12 protein-coding genes and 1 pseudogene are annotated in these 16,624 nt (G+C 68.8%); 7 read left to right on the forward strand and 6 right to left on the reverse strand.

Annotated elements, in window-relative coordinates:
• Together G3O00_RS29495 and G3O00_RS29500 are read right to left on the reverse strand one after the other, a co-directional pair.
• Window positions 1-847 (reverse strand): annotated as a pseudogene (locus G3O00_RS29495) (DNA translocase FtsK); the annotation flags it as partial.
• A gap of 179 nt (window positions 848-1,026) precedes the next feature.
• A complete protein-coding gene (locus tag G3O00_RS29500) occupies window positions 1,027-1,572 on the reverse strand; it encodes an META domain-containing protein (RefSeq protein ID WP_011352782.1) in 546 nt (181 codons plus the stop codon).
• A gap of 213 nt (window positions 1,573-1,785) precedes the next feature.
• Here G3O00_RS29500 and purT point away from each other — a divergent pair, with 213 nt between their 5' ends.
• The 4 genes from purT (at window position 1,786) to G3O00_RS29520 (ending at window position 5,632) form a co-directional block, all read left to right on the forward strand.
• Window positions 1,786-3,000: a formate-dependent phosphoribosylglycinamide formyltransferase gene (purT, locus tag G3O00_RS29505; RefSeq protein ID WP_011352781.1), complete on the forward strand. Its 1,215-nt coding sequence runs from the start codon at window positions 1,786-1,788 to the stop codon at window positions 2,998-3,000.
• An 18-nt stretch (window positions 3,001-3,018) separates the two neighbouring features.
• Window positions 3,019-3,204: a DUF6726 family protein gene (locus tag G3O00_RS29510; RefSeq protein WP_011352780.1), complete on the forward strand. Its 186-nt coding sequence runs from the start codon at window positions 3,019-3,021 to the stop codon at window positions 3,202-3,204.
• Window positions 3,205-3,285: 81 nt separating this feature from the next.
• Window positions 3,286-3,666 (forward strand): MliC family protein, encoded by a 381-nt coding sequence (locus tag G3O00_RS29515; protein ID WP_011352779.1) that lies wholly within the window; start codon window positions 3,286-3,288, stop codon window positions 3,664-3,666.
• Between the two features lie 394 nt (window positions 3,667-4,060).
• Window positions 4,061-5,632: a DEAD/DEAH box helicase gene (locus tag G3O00_RS29520; RefSeq protein WP_206145133.1), complete on the forward strand. Its 1,572-nt coding sequence runs from the start codon at window positions 4,061-4,063 to the stop codon at window positions 5,630-5,632.
• A gap of 185 nt (window positions 5,633-5,817) precedes the next feature.
• On the opposite strand, the gene gluQRS is transcribed toward G3O00_RS29520, so the two are convergent.
• Window positions 5,818-6,711, reverse strand: a complete 894-nt coding sequence (gene gluQRS / locus G3O00_RS29525; protein ID WP_206145134.1) for a tRNA glutamyl-Q(34) synthetase GluQRS — start codon at window positions 6,709-6,711, stop codon at window positions 5,818-5,820.
• Between the two features lie 22 nt (window positions 6,712-6,733).
• Entirely contained in the window at window positions 6,734-7,588 is an 855-nt protein-coding gene (locus tag G3O00_RS29530; RefSeq protein WP_206145135.1) for a sulfurtransferase, read from the reverse strand.
• Window positions 7,589-7,804: 216 nt separating this feature from the next.
• Here G3O00_RS29530 and dnaE point away from each other — a divergent pair, with 216 nt between their 5' ends.
• The 3 genes from dnaE (at window position 7,805) to G3O00_RS29545 (ending at window position 14,095) form a co-directional block, all read left to right on the forward strand.
• Window positions 7,805-11,335 (forward strand): DNA polymerase III subunit alpha, encoded by a 3,531-nt coding sequence (dnaE, locus tag G3O00_RS29535; protein ID WP_011352775.1) that lies wholly within the window; start codon window positions 7,805-7,807, stop codon window positions 11,333-11,335.
• A 308-nt stretch (window positions 11,336-11,643) separates the two neighbouring features.
• Entirely contained in the window at window positions 11,644-12,735 is a 1,092-nt protein-coding gene (locus G3O00_RS29540) for a glycosyltransferase family 9 protein (RefSeq protein WP_206145138.1), read from the forward strand.
• A 181-nt stretch (window positions 12,736-12,916) separates the two neighbouring features.
• Complete coding sequence (locus G3O00_RS29545; protein ID WP_206145136.1) at window positions 12,917-14,095, forward strand: glycosyltransferase family 9 protein; 1,179 nt, start codon at window positions 12,917-12,919, stop codon at window positions 14,093-14,095.
• Between the two features lie 146 nt (window positions 14,096-14,241).
• Here G3O00_RS29545 and G3O00_RS29550 read toward each other — a convergent pair whose 3' ends face one another.
• Window positions 14,242-15,522 (reverse strand): O-antigen ligase family protein, encoded by a 1,281-nt coding sequence (locus tag G3O00_RS29550; protein ID WP_206145137.1) that lies wholly within the window; start codon window positions 15,520-15,522, stop codon window positions 14,242-14,244.
• A gap of 135 nt (window positions 15,523-15,657) precedes the next feature.
• Window positions 15,658-16,500: a glycosyltransferase gene (locus tag G3O00_RS29555; protein WP_041492914.1), complete on the reverse strand. Its 843-nt coding sequence runs from the start codon at window positions 16,498-16,500 to the stop codon at window positions 15,658-15,660.
• Between the last annotated feature and the right edge of the window lie 124 nt (window positions 16,501-16,624).

Genomic DNA, 16,624 nt, shown 5'->3' on the forward strand with positions numbered 1-16,624 from the left:
TCGTGACGGTGGTACGCGGCGGGGTCGGCTTCAACGCGGCGGTGGCCGGTCGCGCGGCTGTCGGCCGCGGGCGGACAGGCTCGAATCCGGCAGGAAGCGGGGCCGGATCGGGGCGCGGGACTTGCGAGTTGGCTGCCGCGCGCGCGAGGCTGGCGGTGCTGCCGGTCGTGGGCGGCGGCATCGCGCTGGCGGGAGTGATCGGCGCGGGCGGTGTCGGCACGCTGCGCTGGGGCGCGGTCGGCTTCAACCAGCCCGACGGCGCGACGGGTTCCACGGGCGGACGCGGCGGCGTGCTGCTGCGCGGCTTCGGTCGCGCCTGCGGGTCGGGTTTCCACAGCGTCGGGCGCGAGTACCGGCCGTTCTGGCGCGGCGCCATCGAATTGACGGTATGCGCGGTGGTCGGCTGGACGACATCGTCGTCGCGATGCAGTGCGCTGCGCGGCAGGTCGGCGATGCCGCGCGCTTCGTCGTCACCGCCGTCGCGCGCCAGCTTGACGCCGAACGACGTATCGACCCACGCGGCGAACTGGCGCCAGCCGATGCCGGTCAGCCAGGGCAACCCGGCGAAGAACAGCACGACCATCGCGACCGGCGTGCCGATCGGGCCGAGCACGTGGGCGAAGCCTGCCGAGAACGCATGGCCGAGCGCGTTCGTGTCGGGGCCCGACAGCGGGCTCGTCAGCGTGCAGCTCGCCACGAACACCGCGGCGAAGCCGAGCCACAGACGGATCGAGCCGCGGCCGGCAAGCCCGACACCGCCAGGCAGCATCGCCTGCACGAGACGCCAGAAGAGAAGGAGGAACCAGACGGCGGAGATGCCGAACCAGCCGAAGACAACCGTGTGCATGCTTTGAAACAGGAATGGGGAGGGGCGCGCGGGGCGCGACCCGCCGAGTTTAACCGGCCGGCGAACAAGACTCTAACGCGGCGTGCATCCAATTCACGCCGCGCGACGCGTATGCGCGGCACGCGCGCGCGTGCCGCGCCATGCGAAGGCGGTCGGTCGGCCTTCGCGCGCGCCGTGCATCAGGGGCTCCGGTGCGTAAAGGTCAGTGTTGCGCCGGAATTGGTCACGAGCTGCAATTGCCGCGGCTCGCGCATCTGCACGCCGGTCTTGTCGACGTGCGCGAGTGCGTCGAGGTACGCGGTTTCGAGCTGGCCGCCGAGCGTATTCGGGCAGGCCATCCGCGTACCGGCGAGCGGCCCGAAGCTCAGCAGGCCGTTCTTGATCGCGTAGGTGCCCATATAACGATTGCAGCCGGAAAATCCGCTGGCGCGCCGGATGCCCGAGTCGGTCGACAGCGCGAGCTTGATCGGCTCGCCGTTGTCGCCGTGCGGGATCGCGCGCTGCGTGCCGTCGGCATTCACCCAGCTGGTGAGTTCCCAGCTCGTGTCGTCGAGCAGCTGGACGGCGGCCGGGTTGTACGGGTCGGGCGCGGGGGCGGTGGAATCGGGGTGGGTCGGCATCGCGCAGGCGGCGAGAAGCGTGGCAAGCGTCAACGCGCAGAGCGGCGCGCGCAACGGGCGAAGCAGGCCGGTGCGTGCGCGTGCGGCGGCGGACAGGTGGGACATGAGCCTCGTTCCTCATCGGATTCTGATCAAGGCGTAAGAGTAACGCACCCGCCCCGCGGCAGGCGAGCCGACACTTCACGCGTGAAAACGTTCGCAGCCTGCTTGCGAGCGGCCCGCGGCCGGTTGCCGGCGCGCCGAAACGCGCAAAACCGGTGTCGTGGCGCGTGTTAACATCGGAGCCGTTTTCGTCCTCCATCAGAAGCGGGTAATCACATGCAGATCGGTCAGCGGCTCGGTACGCCGCTCTCACCCTCGGCCACGCGCGTCATGCTGCTCGGCGCCGGCGAACTCGGCAAGGAAGTCATCATCGCGTTGCAGCGGCTCGGCGTCGAAGTCGTCGCGGTCGATCGCTATCCGGACGCACCGGGCCACCAGGTCGCGCATCGCGCGCACGTGATCGACATGACGGACGCCGCCGCGCTGCGGGCGATCGTCGAAGCCGAACGCCCGCACCTGATCGTGCCCGAGATCGAGGCGATCGCGACCGACGCGCTCGCGGCGATCGAGGCGGCCGGCCTCGCCGAGGTGATCCCGACCGCACGCGCGACGCAGCTCACGATGAACCGCGAAGGGATCCGCCGGCTCGCGGCCGAGGAGCTCGGCCTGCCGACCTCGCCGTATGCGTTCGCGGATTCGTTCGAGGCGTTCAGCGCGGCGATCGCGAAGATCGGCATGCCGTGCGTCGTGAAGCCCGTGATGTCGTCGTCAGGCAAGGGGCAGTCGGTCGTGAAGACCGAAGCCGACGTGAAGCCGGCGTGGGACTACGCGATGGCGGGCGGACGTGTGAACCACGGCCGCGTGATCGTCGAGGGCTTCATCGATTTCGACTACGAGATCACGCAGCTCACCGTGCGCGCGATCGATCCGGCGACGGACGCCACGCGCACCTACTTCTGCGAGCCGGTCGGCCACGTGCAGGTCGCGGGCGACTACGTCGAGTCGTGGCAGCCGCAGCCGATGAGCGCGGTGGCGCTCGAGAAGTCGCGCGAGATCGCGCATAAGGTCACCGAGGCGCTCGGCGGGCGCGGGATGTTCGGCGTCGAGCTGTTCGTGAACGGCGACGACGTCTGGTTCTCCGAGGTGAGCCCGCGGCCGCACGATACGGGCCTCGTCACGCTCGCGTCGCAGCGCCAGTCGGAATTCGAGCTGCACGCGCGTGCGATTCTCGGGCTGCCGGTCGATCCGGCGCTCGGTACGCCGGCCGCGTCGGCCGTGATCTACGGCGGGCTCGACGAGCGCGGGATCGCGTTCGAAGGCGTGCGTGAAGCGCTCGCGGTGCCGGGCGCCGACCTGCGCCTGTTCGGCAAGCCGGAAAGTTTTGCGAAGCGGCGCATGGGTGTCGCGCTGGCGACCGGCGCGACCGTCGACGAAGCCCGCGAACGCGCGAAGCGCGCGGCCGCGGCTGTGCGGCCCGTGTCGGCACGCTGACGTATACAGGAGAGGACGATGACGCCGAAGTGGCTGCGTATCGGAAAGCTGGCCGCCGCGCTGGCGCTTGCAGTGAACCTCGCGGGTTGCGGCCTCGCGGCCGCCCCGTGCCGGGTAGCCTCGGCCGGGCTCAAGATCGTGCCGCTCGTCGGCCATGTCGCGGCCGCGCCGACCGACGCGTGTGCCGGCGTCATCGATCCCTGATCACGATACCCGACCCGATCGCCAACAATAATCGCGCGCCCCGCGAGGGCGCGCTTCCACCCGTCTCGTGAGAGGACCTGCATGATTCGCCAAACCCTCGCCGCGCTCGCGCTTGCCGGCACGGCCGTTTCCGTCGCGCATGCCGCGCAACTGACCGTCGAAGAGATCGACGCCGATTCGCGCCAGTTCACCGTCTACCAGTGCGCGAACCAGAAGCAGCCGGTGCGCGTGTCGTACTGGCTCGCCGGCAACGGCCAGAGCTTCGCGCTCGTGCCGGTCAACGGGAAGCAGATGCTGTTCGTCGACACCGTGTCGGCGTCGGGCGCACGCTACCAGGCCGGCCGCTATACGTGGTGGACGAAGGGCAAGGAAGCGACGCTGCGCGACGAGATCGCCGACCAGAGCTCGCCGCCGCTGCTGGGCGACTGCGTACAGGTCGAGAAGAAAAAGAAGAAGGGCTGAGCGCCGGGCGGGAACGTGGATGGCGCTGCCGGTGCCAGCCGGCGGCCGGCTCCCGGGCCTGACGGCCCGGCACGCGGGCTGGCGGCGGGCGATCGGGCAAGACGATTCGGGATCAGGCCCCTGAAATTGCCCGCCGGCCGATCGGGATAGTTCGACCGGACTATCCGTCTGCCGCACAGGCCTGCCCGAGCCCACCGCGCGAACTGCCGTTGCGGCCGTTCGTGGCGTTGTCACGGACAGATGGCCGTGCAGTGCTACAATACGCCCCTTTCCGCCGGCATTCGCGCCGAACGGAGTCCGCACGGCCTGGCGTCCAGCGTTCGCATTGAACCGGTCCCAAGCGCCAGAGCGGCGCCGCGCGGCGCGCCGCGGCTCCGTCTATTTCCGAATTGTGATGAGCGCAGGCCCGGCTGGCCTGACGCACGATGTCCCCGCCGCGCCTTTTGAGCGAAACGCCACCATGTCCGATTCTGTCGCCAAGCCCGTCGACGCAACCTTCGATCAATTCGGCCTTGCCGCCGATATCCTGAAAGCCATTGCGGAGCAGGGCTATACGACGCCAACGCCGATCCAGGCGCAGGCCATTCCGGTCGTGCTCGCCGGCCGCGACGTCATGGGCGCCGCGCAAACGGGTACCGGCAAGACCGCGAGCTTCTCGCTGCCGATCATCCAGCGCTTGCTGCCGCAGGCCAACACGAGCGCGTCTCCGGCGCGCCACCCGGTGCGAGCGCTGATCCTCACGCCGACCCGCGAACTCGCCGACCAGGTCGCCGCGAACGTGCACGCGTATGCGAAGCACACGCCGCTGCGCAGCGCGGTCGTGTTCGGCGGCGTCGACATGAACCCGCAGATGGCCGAACTGCGCCGCGGCGTCGAGGTCCTGATCGCGACGCCGGGCCGCCTGCTCGACCACGTGCAGCAGAAGACGGCGAATCTCGGCCAGGTGCAGATCCTCGTGCTCGACGAAGCCGACCGGATGCTCGACATGGGCTTCCTGCCCGACCTGCAGCGCATCCTGAACCTGCTGCCGAAGGAGCGCCAGACGCTGCTGTTCTCGGCCACCTTCTCGGGCGAAATCAAGAAGCTCGCGTCGACCTACCTGCGCAACCCGCAGACGATCGAAGTCGCGCGCAGCAACTCGACGAACGCGAACGTCACGCAGATCGTCTACGACGTCGCCGAAGGCGACAAGCAGGCGGCCGTCGTGCAATTGCTGCGCGACCGCGGCCTCAAGCAGGTGATCGTGTTCTGCAACAGCAAGATCGGCGCGAGCCGGCTTGCGCGCAATCTCGAGCGCGACGGCGTGGTCGCGTCGGCGATCCACGGCGACAAGACGCAGATCGAGCGGATGCAGGCACTCGACGCGTTCAAGCGCGGCGAGATCGAGGCGCTGGTTGCGACCGACGTGGCCGCGCGCGGCCTCGACATCGCCGAGCTGCCGGCCGTGATCAACTTCGACCTGCCGTTCAGCGCGGAAGACTACGTGCACCGGATCGGCCGTACCGGCCGCGCGGGTGCGACGGGCGACGCGCTGTCGCTGTGCAGCCCGAACGAGCGCAAGCAGCTCGCCGATATCGAGAAGCTGATCAAGCGTCCGCTCGAAATGCAGACGCTCGCGCTCGACAAGCCGGCGCGCCATCGTCACGACGAGCGCGGCAACGACCGCGGCGGCGATCGCAACAGCGAGCGCGGTGGTGAACGGGGCGGCGAACGAGGTGGCCGTCGCGATCGCGACGAGCATCGCGGTGCGTCGGCGGGGCGCCGGCCGGGCGGTTCGGAGCGCGGTCATCACCGTCGCCACGAAGCGCCGGTCGACGATTTCTTCCTGAAGCCGTACGAGCCGTCGGCGCCGGCGAAGCAGCACGACGACGCGCAGCCTGCGCAGCAGCCCGAGAAGAAGGGGCCGAAGCGTCAGGTCGCCGCACTGCTCGGCGGGTTCGGCATGCCGCGCAAGCCGTCGGCGTAAGCCGGGCGGAGTGACGGTGCGGCGCGCGAGCGCTGCGGGAGAAACGGGTGCATGCGATGAGCATGTGCCCGTTTTTCATTGGGGCTGCGGTTCGATGGGGGAGAGGGCACGGGGCGCCGGCGGTGGGCGATGCAGTCGGCATCCGGCTTACGCCGGATCGCCGCGAAACCGGCGCGCTGCGCGCGTCAGCCGGCCTGCGGCCCGAAGCGCATTGCCCACGCGGCCGTGGCGGCGGCGTAGAACGAATCGAGCGTCGTGCCCGCGAGCGCACCGTCGGGCGCGAGGCCCAGATGGGCGGCCGCGGCCTGTAGCGCCGGCAGCGGGTCGTCGCGTTCGAGCGCAGTTGCGCCCGTCTGCTTGCTGAGCTTTTCGCCGTTCGCATCGACGACGACGGGCACATGCAGGTACTGCGGCGTCGGCACGCCGAGGCAGTGCTGCAGGTGAATCTGGCGCGCGGTCGAGTCGAGCAGGTCGGCGCCGCGCACGACGTGCGTGATGTGCGCATCGGCATCGTCGACGACGACCGCGAGTTGATAGGCCCATTGGCCGTCCGCGCGCTTCAGCACGAAATCGCCGACTTCGGTTGCGAGGTTCTGCGATTGGGTGTGCTGCCAGCGATCGTCGAACGTGACGATCGCGTCGTCGCCATCCGGCACGCGTAGCCGCCACGCGCGCGCGGGCTTGCCGTGCAGGCCGGTGCGGCAGGTGCCCGGGTACGCGAGCGTCGTGTGGCGCTCGTGCGCGGCGCGCAGCGAATCGGCGATTTCCTTGCGCGTGCAGCCGCACGGATAGACGAACCCCGCCGCGACGAGCCGATCGAGCGCGGCCGTATAGGCGGCATCGCGCGTGCTTTGCCAGACGGGCGGCTCGTCGGGCGTCATGCCGAAATGCGCGAGCGTCGCGAGGATGTCGTCGGCGGCGCCGGGCACCGTGCGCGGGCCGTCGAGATCCTCGATGCGCACGAGCCATGCGCCGCCGTGCGCGCGCGCGTCGAGCCAGCTCGCGAGTGCGCCGACCAGCGAGCCGAAATGCAGCGGGCCGGTGGGCGACGGCGCGAAGCGGCCGCGATAGCCGGTCATCGGGGCGCGGGGCAGTGCGCGTTTACGCGGCGCTGGCTGCCGGTGCGCAGGCCGGGCACGACTGGCCGGGCACGTAGCTCGGCGACTGTTGCGCTTCCGGCGTGACGACCGCGCGGCACGCGAAGCACGTGACGTTCTCGGTGGGCTGGAGTTGCGGGTTCAGCGCGGTGCGGTAGTCGAACACGAAGCAGTCGCCGTGATAGTGCGCGCCGCCGACTTCCTCGAAGTATTTCAGGATCCCGCCTTCGAGCTGGTACACGTTCTCGATGCCGATTTCCTTCATGTGGATCGCGGCTTTCTCGCAGCGGATTCCGCCCGTGCAGAACGACACGACCGTCTTGCCTTCGAGGTCGGCGCGGTTCGCGTCGATCACTTCGGGGAATTCGCTGAACTTGTCGATCCGGTAGTCGAGCGCGTCGTCGAACGTGCCGACGTCGACTTCGAATGCGTTGCGCGTGTCGAGCATCACGACCGGGCGGCCCGTGTCGTCGTGGCCGCGGTCGAGCCACGTCTTCAGCGTCTGCGCGTCGACGAACGGCGCGCGGCCGAGTTCCGGCTTGATCGCCGGCTTCTTCATCGTGATGATTTCGCGCTTCAGGCGCACGAGCATGCGGCGGAACGGCTGCGAGTCGGACAGGCTTTCCTTGAACTGCAGCGTCGCGAACTTGCCTTCGAACAGCGGATCGTGGCGGAGGTACGCGATGAACGCGTCGGTCGCTTCGCGCGTGCCGGCGATGAACAGGTTGATGCCTTCCGGCGCGAGCAGGATCGTGCCGCGCAGGCCGAGTTCGTTGCAGCGGGCGGTGACGAGCGGGCGCCATTGCTCGTTCGTGTCGAGCGACACGAAATGGTAGGCGGCGAGGTTGACGATGGTCATGATGGTCCGACGGGAAAACGGCCGCACGGCGGCCCGCAAAAAAGGGTGCGAAGCCGGGGCGTTGATTCGAAAAACCGTATTATCCCGCAAACCGCGCTCAGGCCGGCATCCTGCCGTTTGGCCAGCCGCGCGACGTGCGGTCGCGTGCATCGGCCGAACGGCCAGGGCGGGGATTTTTTGGGCAGCCTGCGCAGCGGGGCGGCTACAATAGCGCCCATGTCAGATCCCCGCTTCGTCCATCTTCGCGTCCACTCCGAATTCTCGATTGCCGACGGCATCGTGCGCATTGACGACATCGTCAAGGCGGCGGCCGCAGACGGTCAGGGCGCGCTCGCGCTCACCGATCTCGGCAACGCATTCGGTCTCGTCCGTTTCTACCAGGAAGCCCGCGGCAAGGGCATCAAGCCGATCGCCGGCTGCGACGTCTGGATCGCCAATCCGGACGACCGCGACAAGCCGTCGCGGCTGCTGCTGCTCGTCAAGGACAAGGTCGGCTACCTGAATCTCTGCGAGCTGCTGTCGAAGGCGTGGCTCACGAACCAGTACCGCGGCCGTGCGGAGCTCGACGCGAGCTGGCTCGACGGCGAGCTTTCGCAGGGGCTGCTCGCGCTGTCGGGCGCGCAACAGGGCGACATCGGGCTCGCGCTTGCCGCGGGCAACGAAGAAGCCGCGCGCCGTCACGCCGAGCGCTGGGCGAAGGTGTTCCCGGGCGGCTTCTACATCGAGCTGCAGCGTTACGGCCAGCCGGGCGCCGAGGCGTACATCCAGCAGGCCGCGACGCTCGCGGCGGCGCTGAAGCTGCCGGTCGTCGCGACGCACCCGACGCAGTTCATGACCGACGACGATTTCACCGCGCACGAGGCGCGCGTGTGTATCTCGGAAGGCGACATCCTCGCGAACCCGCGGCGCCAGAAGCGGTTCACGACCGACCAGTATTTCCGCACGCAGGACGACATGGCCGCGCTGTTCGCCGACCTGCCGTCGGCGATCGCGAACACGGTCGAAGTCGCGAAGCGCTGCAACCTGAAGCTCGAGCTCGGCAAGCCGAAACTGCCGCTGTTCCCGACGCCGGACGGCATGTCGCTCGACGACTACCTGGTCCAGCTGTCGAAGGAAGGGCTCGAGACCCGTCTCGCGCAGCTGTATCCGGCCGAAGCCGAACGCGATGCGCAGCGCGACACGTACTACAAGCGACTCGAATTCGAGTGCGGGACCATCACGAAGATGGGTTTCCCGGGCTACTTCCTGATCGTTGCGGACTTCATCAACTGGGCGAAGAACAACGGCGTGCCGGTCGGCCCGGGCCGCGGCTCGGGCGCCGGTTCGCTGGTCGCGTACGCGCTCGGCATTACCGACCTCGACCCGCTGCGCTACAACCTGCTGTTCGAGCGTTTCCTGAACCCGGAACGCGTGTCGATGCCCGACTTCGACATCGACTTCTGCCAGCACGGCCGCGATCGCGTGATCCAGTACGTGAAGGAGAAGTACGGCGCGGACGCCGTGTCGCAGATCGCCACCTTCGGCACGATGGCCGCGAAGGCGGCCGTGCGCGACATCGGCCGCGTGCTCGACCTCGGCTACATGTTCACCGATGGCATCGCGAAGCTGATCCCGTTCAAGCCGGGCAAGCACGTGACGATCGCCGACGCGATGAAGGAAGAGCCGCAGCTGCAGGAGCGCTACGACCACGAGGACGAGGTGCACCAGCTGCTCGATCTCGCGCAGCGCGTCGAGGGCCTCACGCGTAACGTCGGGATGCACGCGGGCGGCGTGCTGATCGCGCCCGGCAAGCTGACCGATTTCTGCCCGCTGTACACGCAGGGTGACGACGGCGGCGTGGTGAGCCAGTACGACAAGGACGACGTCGAAGCCGTCGGCCTCGTGAAGTTCGACTTTCTGGGTCTCACGACGCTGACGATCCTCGACTGGGCCGAGCGCTACATCCGCCGCCTCGATCCGTCGAAGGCCGACTGGGCGCTCGCGCAGGTGCCGCTCGACGATCCCGCCTCGTTCCAGATCCTGAAGAAGGCCAACACGGTCGCGGTGTTCCAGCTGGAAAGCCGCGGGATGCAGGGCATGCTGAAGGATGCGCAGCCCGACCGCTTCGAGGACATCATCGCGCTCGTGTCGTTGTACCGTCCGGGCCCGATGGACCTGATCCCGAGCTTCTGCGCACGGAAGCACGGCCGCGAGAAGGTCGAGTATCCGGATCCGCGCGTCGAACCCGTCCTGAAAGAGACCTACGGCATCATGGTCTATCAGGAGCAGGTGATGCAGATGGCGCAGATCATCGGCGGCTACTCGCTCGGCGGCGCCGACTTGCTGCGTCGCGCGATGGGCAAGAAGAAGCCCGAGGAGATGGCCAAGCACCGCGAGATCTTCGCGGAGGGCGCGGCGACGAACGGTCTCACGCGCGAGAAGTCCGACGAGATCTTCGACTTGATGGAGAAGTTCGCGGGCTACGGCTTCAACAAGTCGCATGCGGCCGCCTATGCGCTGCTCGCGTACTACACCGCATGGCTGAAGGCGCACCATCCGGCCGAATTCATGGCGGCCAACATGACGCTCGCGATGGACGACACCGACAAGGTGAAGATCCTGTTCGACGATTGCGTCGTGAACAACCTCGCCGTGCTGCCGCCGGACATCAACCAGTCGCATTACCGTTTCGAGCCGGTCGCCGAAGCCGACGGCAAGCGTTCGCGCACGATCCGCTACGGTCTCGGCGCGGTGAAGGGCAGCGGCCAGAACGCGATCGAGGAAATCCTGCGCGCCCGCGAGGAAAAGGCGTTCACCGACCTGTTCGACTTCTGCGAGCGGATCGACCGGCGCGTCGTCAACCGCCGCACGGTCGAGGCGCTGATCCGTGCCGGCGCGTTCGATTCGCTGAACACGAACCGTGCGCAGCTGATCGCGTCGGTGCCGCTGGCGATGGAAGCGGCCGACCAGGCCGAGGCGAACGCAATGCAGGCCGGCCTGTTCGACATGGGCGCCGAGTCGCCGCACGCGCATGCGCTCGTCGACGAGCCCGCGTGGGACGACAAGCGCCGCCTGCAGGAAGAGAAGGGCGCGCTCGGTTTCTACCTGTCCGGCCACCTGTTCGACGCGTATCGCGACGAGGTGCGCCGCTTCGTGCGGCAGAAGGTCGGCGATCTGAAGGAAGGGCGCGACAAGCTCGTGGCCGGCATCATCGCGTCGCTGCGCACGCAGATGACCCAGCGCGGCAAGATGCTGATCGCGCTGCTCGACGATGGCTCGGGCCAGTGCGAGATCACGATCTTCAACGAGCAGTTCGAGGCGAACAAGGCGCTGTTCAAGGAAGACGAGCTGCTGATCGTGCAGGGGCAGGCGCGCAACGATGCGTTCACGGGCGGCATCCGCTTCACGACCGATACCGTGATGGATCTCGAGCGCGCACGCAGCCGCTATGCGCAGGCCGTGCGGCTGACGATGAACGGCAACGCCGACGCGGCCGCACTGCGCCGTGTGCTCGAGCCGCACGTGTCGAAGGACGATCCGGCGGCGAACGTGGTCGAAGCGCCGGCGCCGCGCGGCGGCGGGCGCGATGGCGGTCGTCGCCCGCAGGCGCCGCTGCCGAACGGGCTCGCGGTCCAGGTCCACTACAGCAACGCGCGGGCACAGGGTGAAATGCGCCTCGGTGACGCATGGCGCGTGAAGCCGAGCGACGTGCTGCTCGCGGAGCTGCGTGCGACGTTCGACGGCAGCGTCGTCGAAATCACCTACTGACCGCGGGTCCGTCGGACGGCTGTCGCACCATGCGGCCCGTCGCATCGCCATCGTGCGGTGCGGCGGGCCGTTTTTGCATGTTCCCGCAAACGGGTCTTGGGCTGGCCATCCGGACGCTATACAATCGCGCGCTAGCCGCACGAACGCGGCGTCGACCGCCGCTCGTCCGGCAGGTGGCGCCGGTATCGCGCACATATACGGGGGCGGATCCGTGCGGCGAGCGGTGACATGCGACCAGGCCGCCCCGGAAGCGGATGCCGTGGAATGGCCCGTCGCGACGACAAAGAACTGACAGCCTCCACATGACCATGGCCAATGTGAACCCGACGCAGCGGATCCTCGTGATCCGGATCGATTTTCTGGGCGACATGCTGTGCACGACGGCGTTTCTCCGCGCGCTGAAGGAGCGCTGGCCCGGCGCCGAACTCCATGTGGTCGCGAACCGCTACAACGCGGCCGCGCTGGCCGGAAACCCGGACGTCGACACGATCCACACCTACGTCTATAGCCGTCAATGCGAGCGTAACGACCGCCCCGGACGGATGCGCGCATTCTTCGACCGGCTGCGGCTCGTGCGTCGCCTGCGTCGCTTGCGGTTCGACCTCGTGGTCGTGCCGAACGGCGGCATGCATCGCAGCAGCATGCAGTTCGCCCGTCAGATCGGCGCGAAGGATTGCCGCTGGCACGATGCCGAGACCGAATTCGACGATCGCAAGCCCGATCACGTCGCGCAGCGGCCGATGTGTCACGAAGCGCTGTCGGGTTTCCGGCTCGTACCCGAACTCGGCCGCGCCGATCTCGACCGCCTCGCGTTGTCGGTTCATCCCGACCGCGCGCTGCAGGACGCGTGGTATCGGCTGCTCGGCGCACGCACGAAGCCGCGGGTCGGGCTGTTCGTGACGAACAAGGCGGCCGAGCGCCGCTGGCCGGCGGATCGCTGGCGCGACCTCGCCGAGCGGCTTGCGCCGTCCGCCGATGTGATCGTGTTCCGCGACCCGGCCGTCGGCCATGCGCCCGAGGACGATTCGTGGCGCGACGTGTGCGCGCGCCATGTCGCGCCGTCGTCGGTCGCCGAGCTGGTGGCCGCGACGAGCCTGCTCGATGCGATCGTCTCGGCCGACAGCGCCCCCGTGCATCTCGCGTCGGCGCTCGGCGTGCCCGTCGCCGCGCTGTTCGAGGACCGTCCCGAGAAATACCTGCGCTGGCATCCGCTCGGTGTGCCGCACGTGATCCTGCGCGCCGGCGCGACCGTCGACGCGATCGGCATCGACGACGTCGAGCGTGCGGTGAATCACCTGCTGCCGCAGGCCACCCGTCGCGACGAACCGTTTGCCGATACGGCATACGCGCGGCCGGCTGCCGCCGCTGCGGCGCCGGCGGTCATGACCGTCGCTTCGTAGCGCCACCGGCATTGCAAGCACCGCGTACGGCACCCGCACCGGCGCGCGGTGCGCCGGCCTCGCCGCACCCTGCGAGCGGGGCCGCATCAGGCCAGCCGCACGGCCGATTCGCCACGCCGCACCGGCTGCTGCAAAATCCTGTACATTGCCAGCCTTGTTCAGCCAGCCAGATACACCCGCCGTGGCCCTGTTTTCTTCCGCCCGCCCGCCCAGAACCATCCTCGTTGCCGCGCCGCGCCGTATTGGCGACGTGCTGCTGACGACGCCGCTCGTCCGTTCGCTGAAGGCCCGCTGGCCGGACGCGCAGATCGACATGCTGGTGTTTCGCGGCACCGAAGGCGTGCTCGAGCACAATCCGGACGTGCGGCGCGTGATCGTCGTCGCGCAGCGCGCGGGAATCCGCGAGCGGCTGCGCGACGCACTGTCGATGTGGCGCCGCTACGATCTCGCGTGCGCGGCGCTGAGCTCCGACCGGCCGCGCTTCTACAGCTGGTTCGCGGGCCGCAAGCGGGTGGGCCTCGTCGATCCGAACCGCGTGACCTGGCTCACGCGGATGATGCTGAACGGGATCGCGATCAATCACCACGAATCCGCGCACACGGTCGTCAGCACGCTTGCGCTCGCCCCCGTGATCGGCATCGAGCCGGTGTCCGAGGTCGTCGCGCCCGGCATCGGTGACGATCCGGCGCGGCGCGCGCGCTTCGACGCGTGGCTTGCCGAATCGCCGGCGATCCGCGACGGCAAGCCGCTGGTCGTCCTGCATCCGTATCCGATGTTCCGTTATAAGCAATGGCGGCTCGACGGCTGGGTCGAGATGATCGGCTGGCTGCGCGAGCACGGCTTCGCGGTCGCGCTGTCCGGCGGCCCGGCCGACAGCGAGCGCGAGTATGCGGAGCAGGTTGCGGCCGAAGCGGGCGGCGACGTGCTGAATCTGGTCGGCCGCCTGACGTTCGGCGAAAGCGCCGAACTCGTGCGGCGCGCGCGGCTTTTCATCGGGCCCGACACCGGCGCGACGCACGTCGCGGCCGCGACCGGCACCGACACGATCGCGCTGTTCGGCCCGTCCGACCCGGTGCGCTGGGGCCCGTGGCCGCAGCACTGGCCGGCGACCGAGAATCCGTGGCCGCTGCGCGGCTCGGGGCGGCACGGGAACGTGTGGCTGCTGCAGGGGGAGGGCGATTGCGTGCCGTGCCGGCACGAAGGCTGCGAGCGCAAGGTCGACAGCCGCAGCGACTGCCTCGCGAATCTCGGTGCGCAGCGCGTGAAAGCCGCGGCGGCCGAGATGCTCGGGCTGAATCCGCCGGGCCCGGCCGAAGCCGTCGTCGATACGTCGCGACTGCATCGCAGCGGATCCGACTGACGCGCGGGTAACGCGCGTTTCCTGCCGGTTGCAGGCCGCTTGTCTGGCGACGAGCCAGCCGCACGGCCCGTTTCCTTCGAGGGTAGAGAACTCCGCGGTGGCCGAAGCCGGCCGCCGGCGGAGCGCAGGCCACTGCGTGTAACGCGTTACGCGCTGCGCCGGATCGCCGACGTTTCGCGCGGCAGCGCCTCGGCGCGTTCGCCGCAGCCGAGCAGGATGCCGGCCAGCAGCACGATCAGGTGCCCTTCGGCGAAATCGAGCAGCAGCGAATTCGCGAGACTGCCGATTGCGAAGATCGCGAGCCAGGCGAGCAGCAGATGCCGCGAGCGCGGATCGAGCGTGCGGCTGCCGCGCGCAATCTGCACGATCAGGTTGATGAACAGCAGCAGGCCGACCGCGCCGAGCTGCACGGCCATCAGCAGGTATTCATTGTGCGGGTTCGACGTGAGCTGGCCTTCGGCCGCCGTCTTGCCGGCCGTGAGCTTCTCGAATTCGGATTCGAGGCCGCCCGCGCCGTAGCCGATCACCGGGCGCTGGCGAAACAGCTCGAGCCCCTTCTTGTACCACTCGAGGCGCAGCCCGGTCGACGTGGCCGCGTCGCTCTGCCGGTATTGCTGCACTTCCGTCACGACTTTCGTCAGCCGGCCGTTGTGAACCGTGCATGCGGCGATCACGAGCGCGATGCCGGCCAGCACGAACACGCCGGCGGCGAGCGCCGCGCGCAACGCCGATTGCCGGCGCAGCAACAGCACGAAACGTACGGCGACGACGAGGATCAGCAGCAGCGCGATGACCTGCCCGGTGCGTCCCTGCAGCATCACGAACACGTTGACGAGCGACCACGCGGCGACGCCTGCATACGCGGCGCGTGACAGCGCCGTGCGGGCCGCCAGCGCGAGATCGGCCGCCTGGTAGAACAGCAGCGCGCCGAACATGCCGGCGGCGATGTGGTTCTTGAACACCCAGGCGCGCGACAGCGGCAGTTCGGTCGCGTGCGCGGGCCCGATCGCGGTCAGGCCGAGATAGTTGGTGGTCGACAGCAGCAGGATCACGCACAGCGTGCCGAACCAGCAGCGCCGCACGATCGGTGCCCAGTTCGAATGGCGGAAGGCGAGCACGGCGAATGGCAGCAGCAGCAGCTTGTCGTACTTGGCGACCCAGTTCCACGCCTTGTCGTGCGGTGCAACCGTATAAGTGACGCTGGCGGCCAGCGCGGCCAGGATCAGCAGCGCCGCGAGCGAGGCCGGGTCAGTGACGAACGAGCGCAGGTCGCGCCAGAATTCGGGGGAAATCACGAGCGCGGCGGCGAACAGCCCGCAGAACACGTTGGTCAGCGCGGTCGAGACCGGCACCATGCAGAGCGCGGCAACGGCGAATGCACGGGCGGCGGTCAGGCGCCGCGAGGCGGGAGCGGAAAACGAAAGCATCGGAACCTGTCGAATGGACGAATGCGGCTTGCGTACGTCGTGCTGCGCGCCGCGCGCCCCGGCGGGAGATCCGGGACGAACGGCGCAGAGTATACGCGAAGCAGGGCGCGTTTCCGTGTCGTTTTCGGGGCTTGATCAGCTGAACGCGCGCTTGATCCGCGAGCGCAGCAGTGCGCGCTTCAGGCGTCCTTCAACTGCCGGCGTGTCGAGCGCGACGCGCGTGCCGGCCGGTTCGCCGCGATGCAGGAAATAGCGGTCGAACGTCGCCTGGGTCATGCCCCATTTGTTCAGGAACTGGCGGCGACCGTCGTTCTTGACGATCTTGCCCGTGCTTTTCTGCTGGAAGTGGTAGACGAGGCTGTCGCCGACCCCGACGAAGATCCGGCAGCCGGCGTCCCAGAATTTCATCGAGAAGTCGTTGTCGCTGCTCATGCCGGGCGACAGCTCGCTGCTGTAGCCGCCGATCCGGTTCCACCAGTCGCGATGCACGAGCGTCGGCGGCCAGGTCGAGCCGAGCCAGTCCGCGCGCACGAGCTTCGGGGCTGCCGCAACGAGGCCCGCCGCGTCGAAGTTTTCGGCGTCGCGGCCGAAATTGCTGACCACCACGCACGGGTTGCGCGTGTCGACCGGCTCGACCATCGTGCCCGACAGCATGAAGAGGTCGGTCGGCATCTGTTCGATGCGGCGCACGAGCGCCGTGTCCCAACCGGGGCAGCAGAACATGTCGTCGTTCATGTAGACGACGTAGTCGCGCGTCGCGCGCGCGGCAGCCCAGTTCACCGCGTGGCAGATACCGATGTTGGTCGGCGACGCGGTGTGCTCGATGCCTTCGCTGCGCACCCAGTCGAGCGTGCCGTCCGAGCCGTCGTTCACGTGAACGATGATCTGATGGTCGTACGCGGAGTGGCGGCGCAGGCTGTCGACGACGAGCTTGAGGTACGGCAGGTTGTTCCAGGTCGGAATGATGATGGAGAACATGGCGGTCGGATTCGGTAGTCGTCGTGGCGGGCGGCGCGTGGCGCCGCCGGTCGGGCAGGCACGCGCGGCGCGGGCAGCCCGGCAGTGTAACGCCGGGCCGGCTGCATGCCGGGATCGGGAGAGG

Source organism: Burkholderia sp. Ac-20384, from assembly GCF_017104605.1.
Taxonomy (GTDB): domain Bacteria; phylum Pseudomonadota; class Gammaproteobacteria; order Burkholderiales; family Burkholderiaceae; genus Burkholderia; species Burkholderia lata.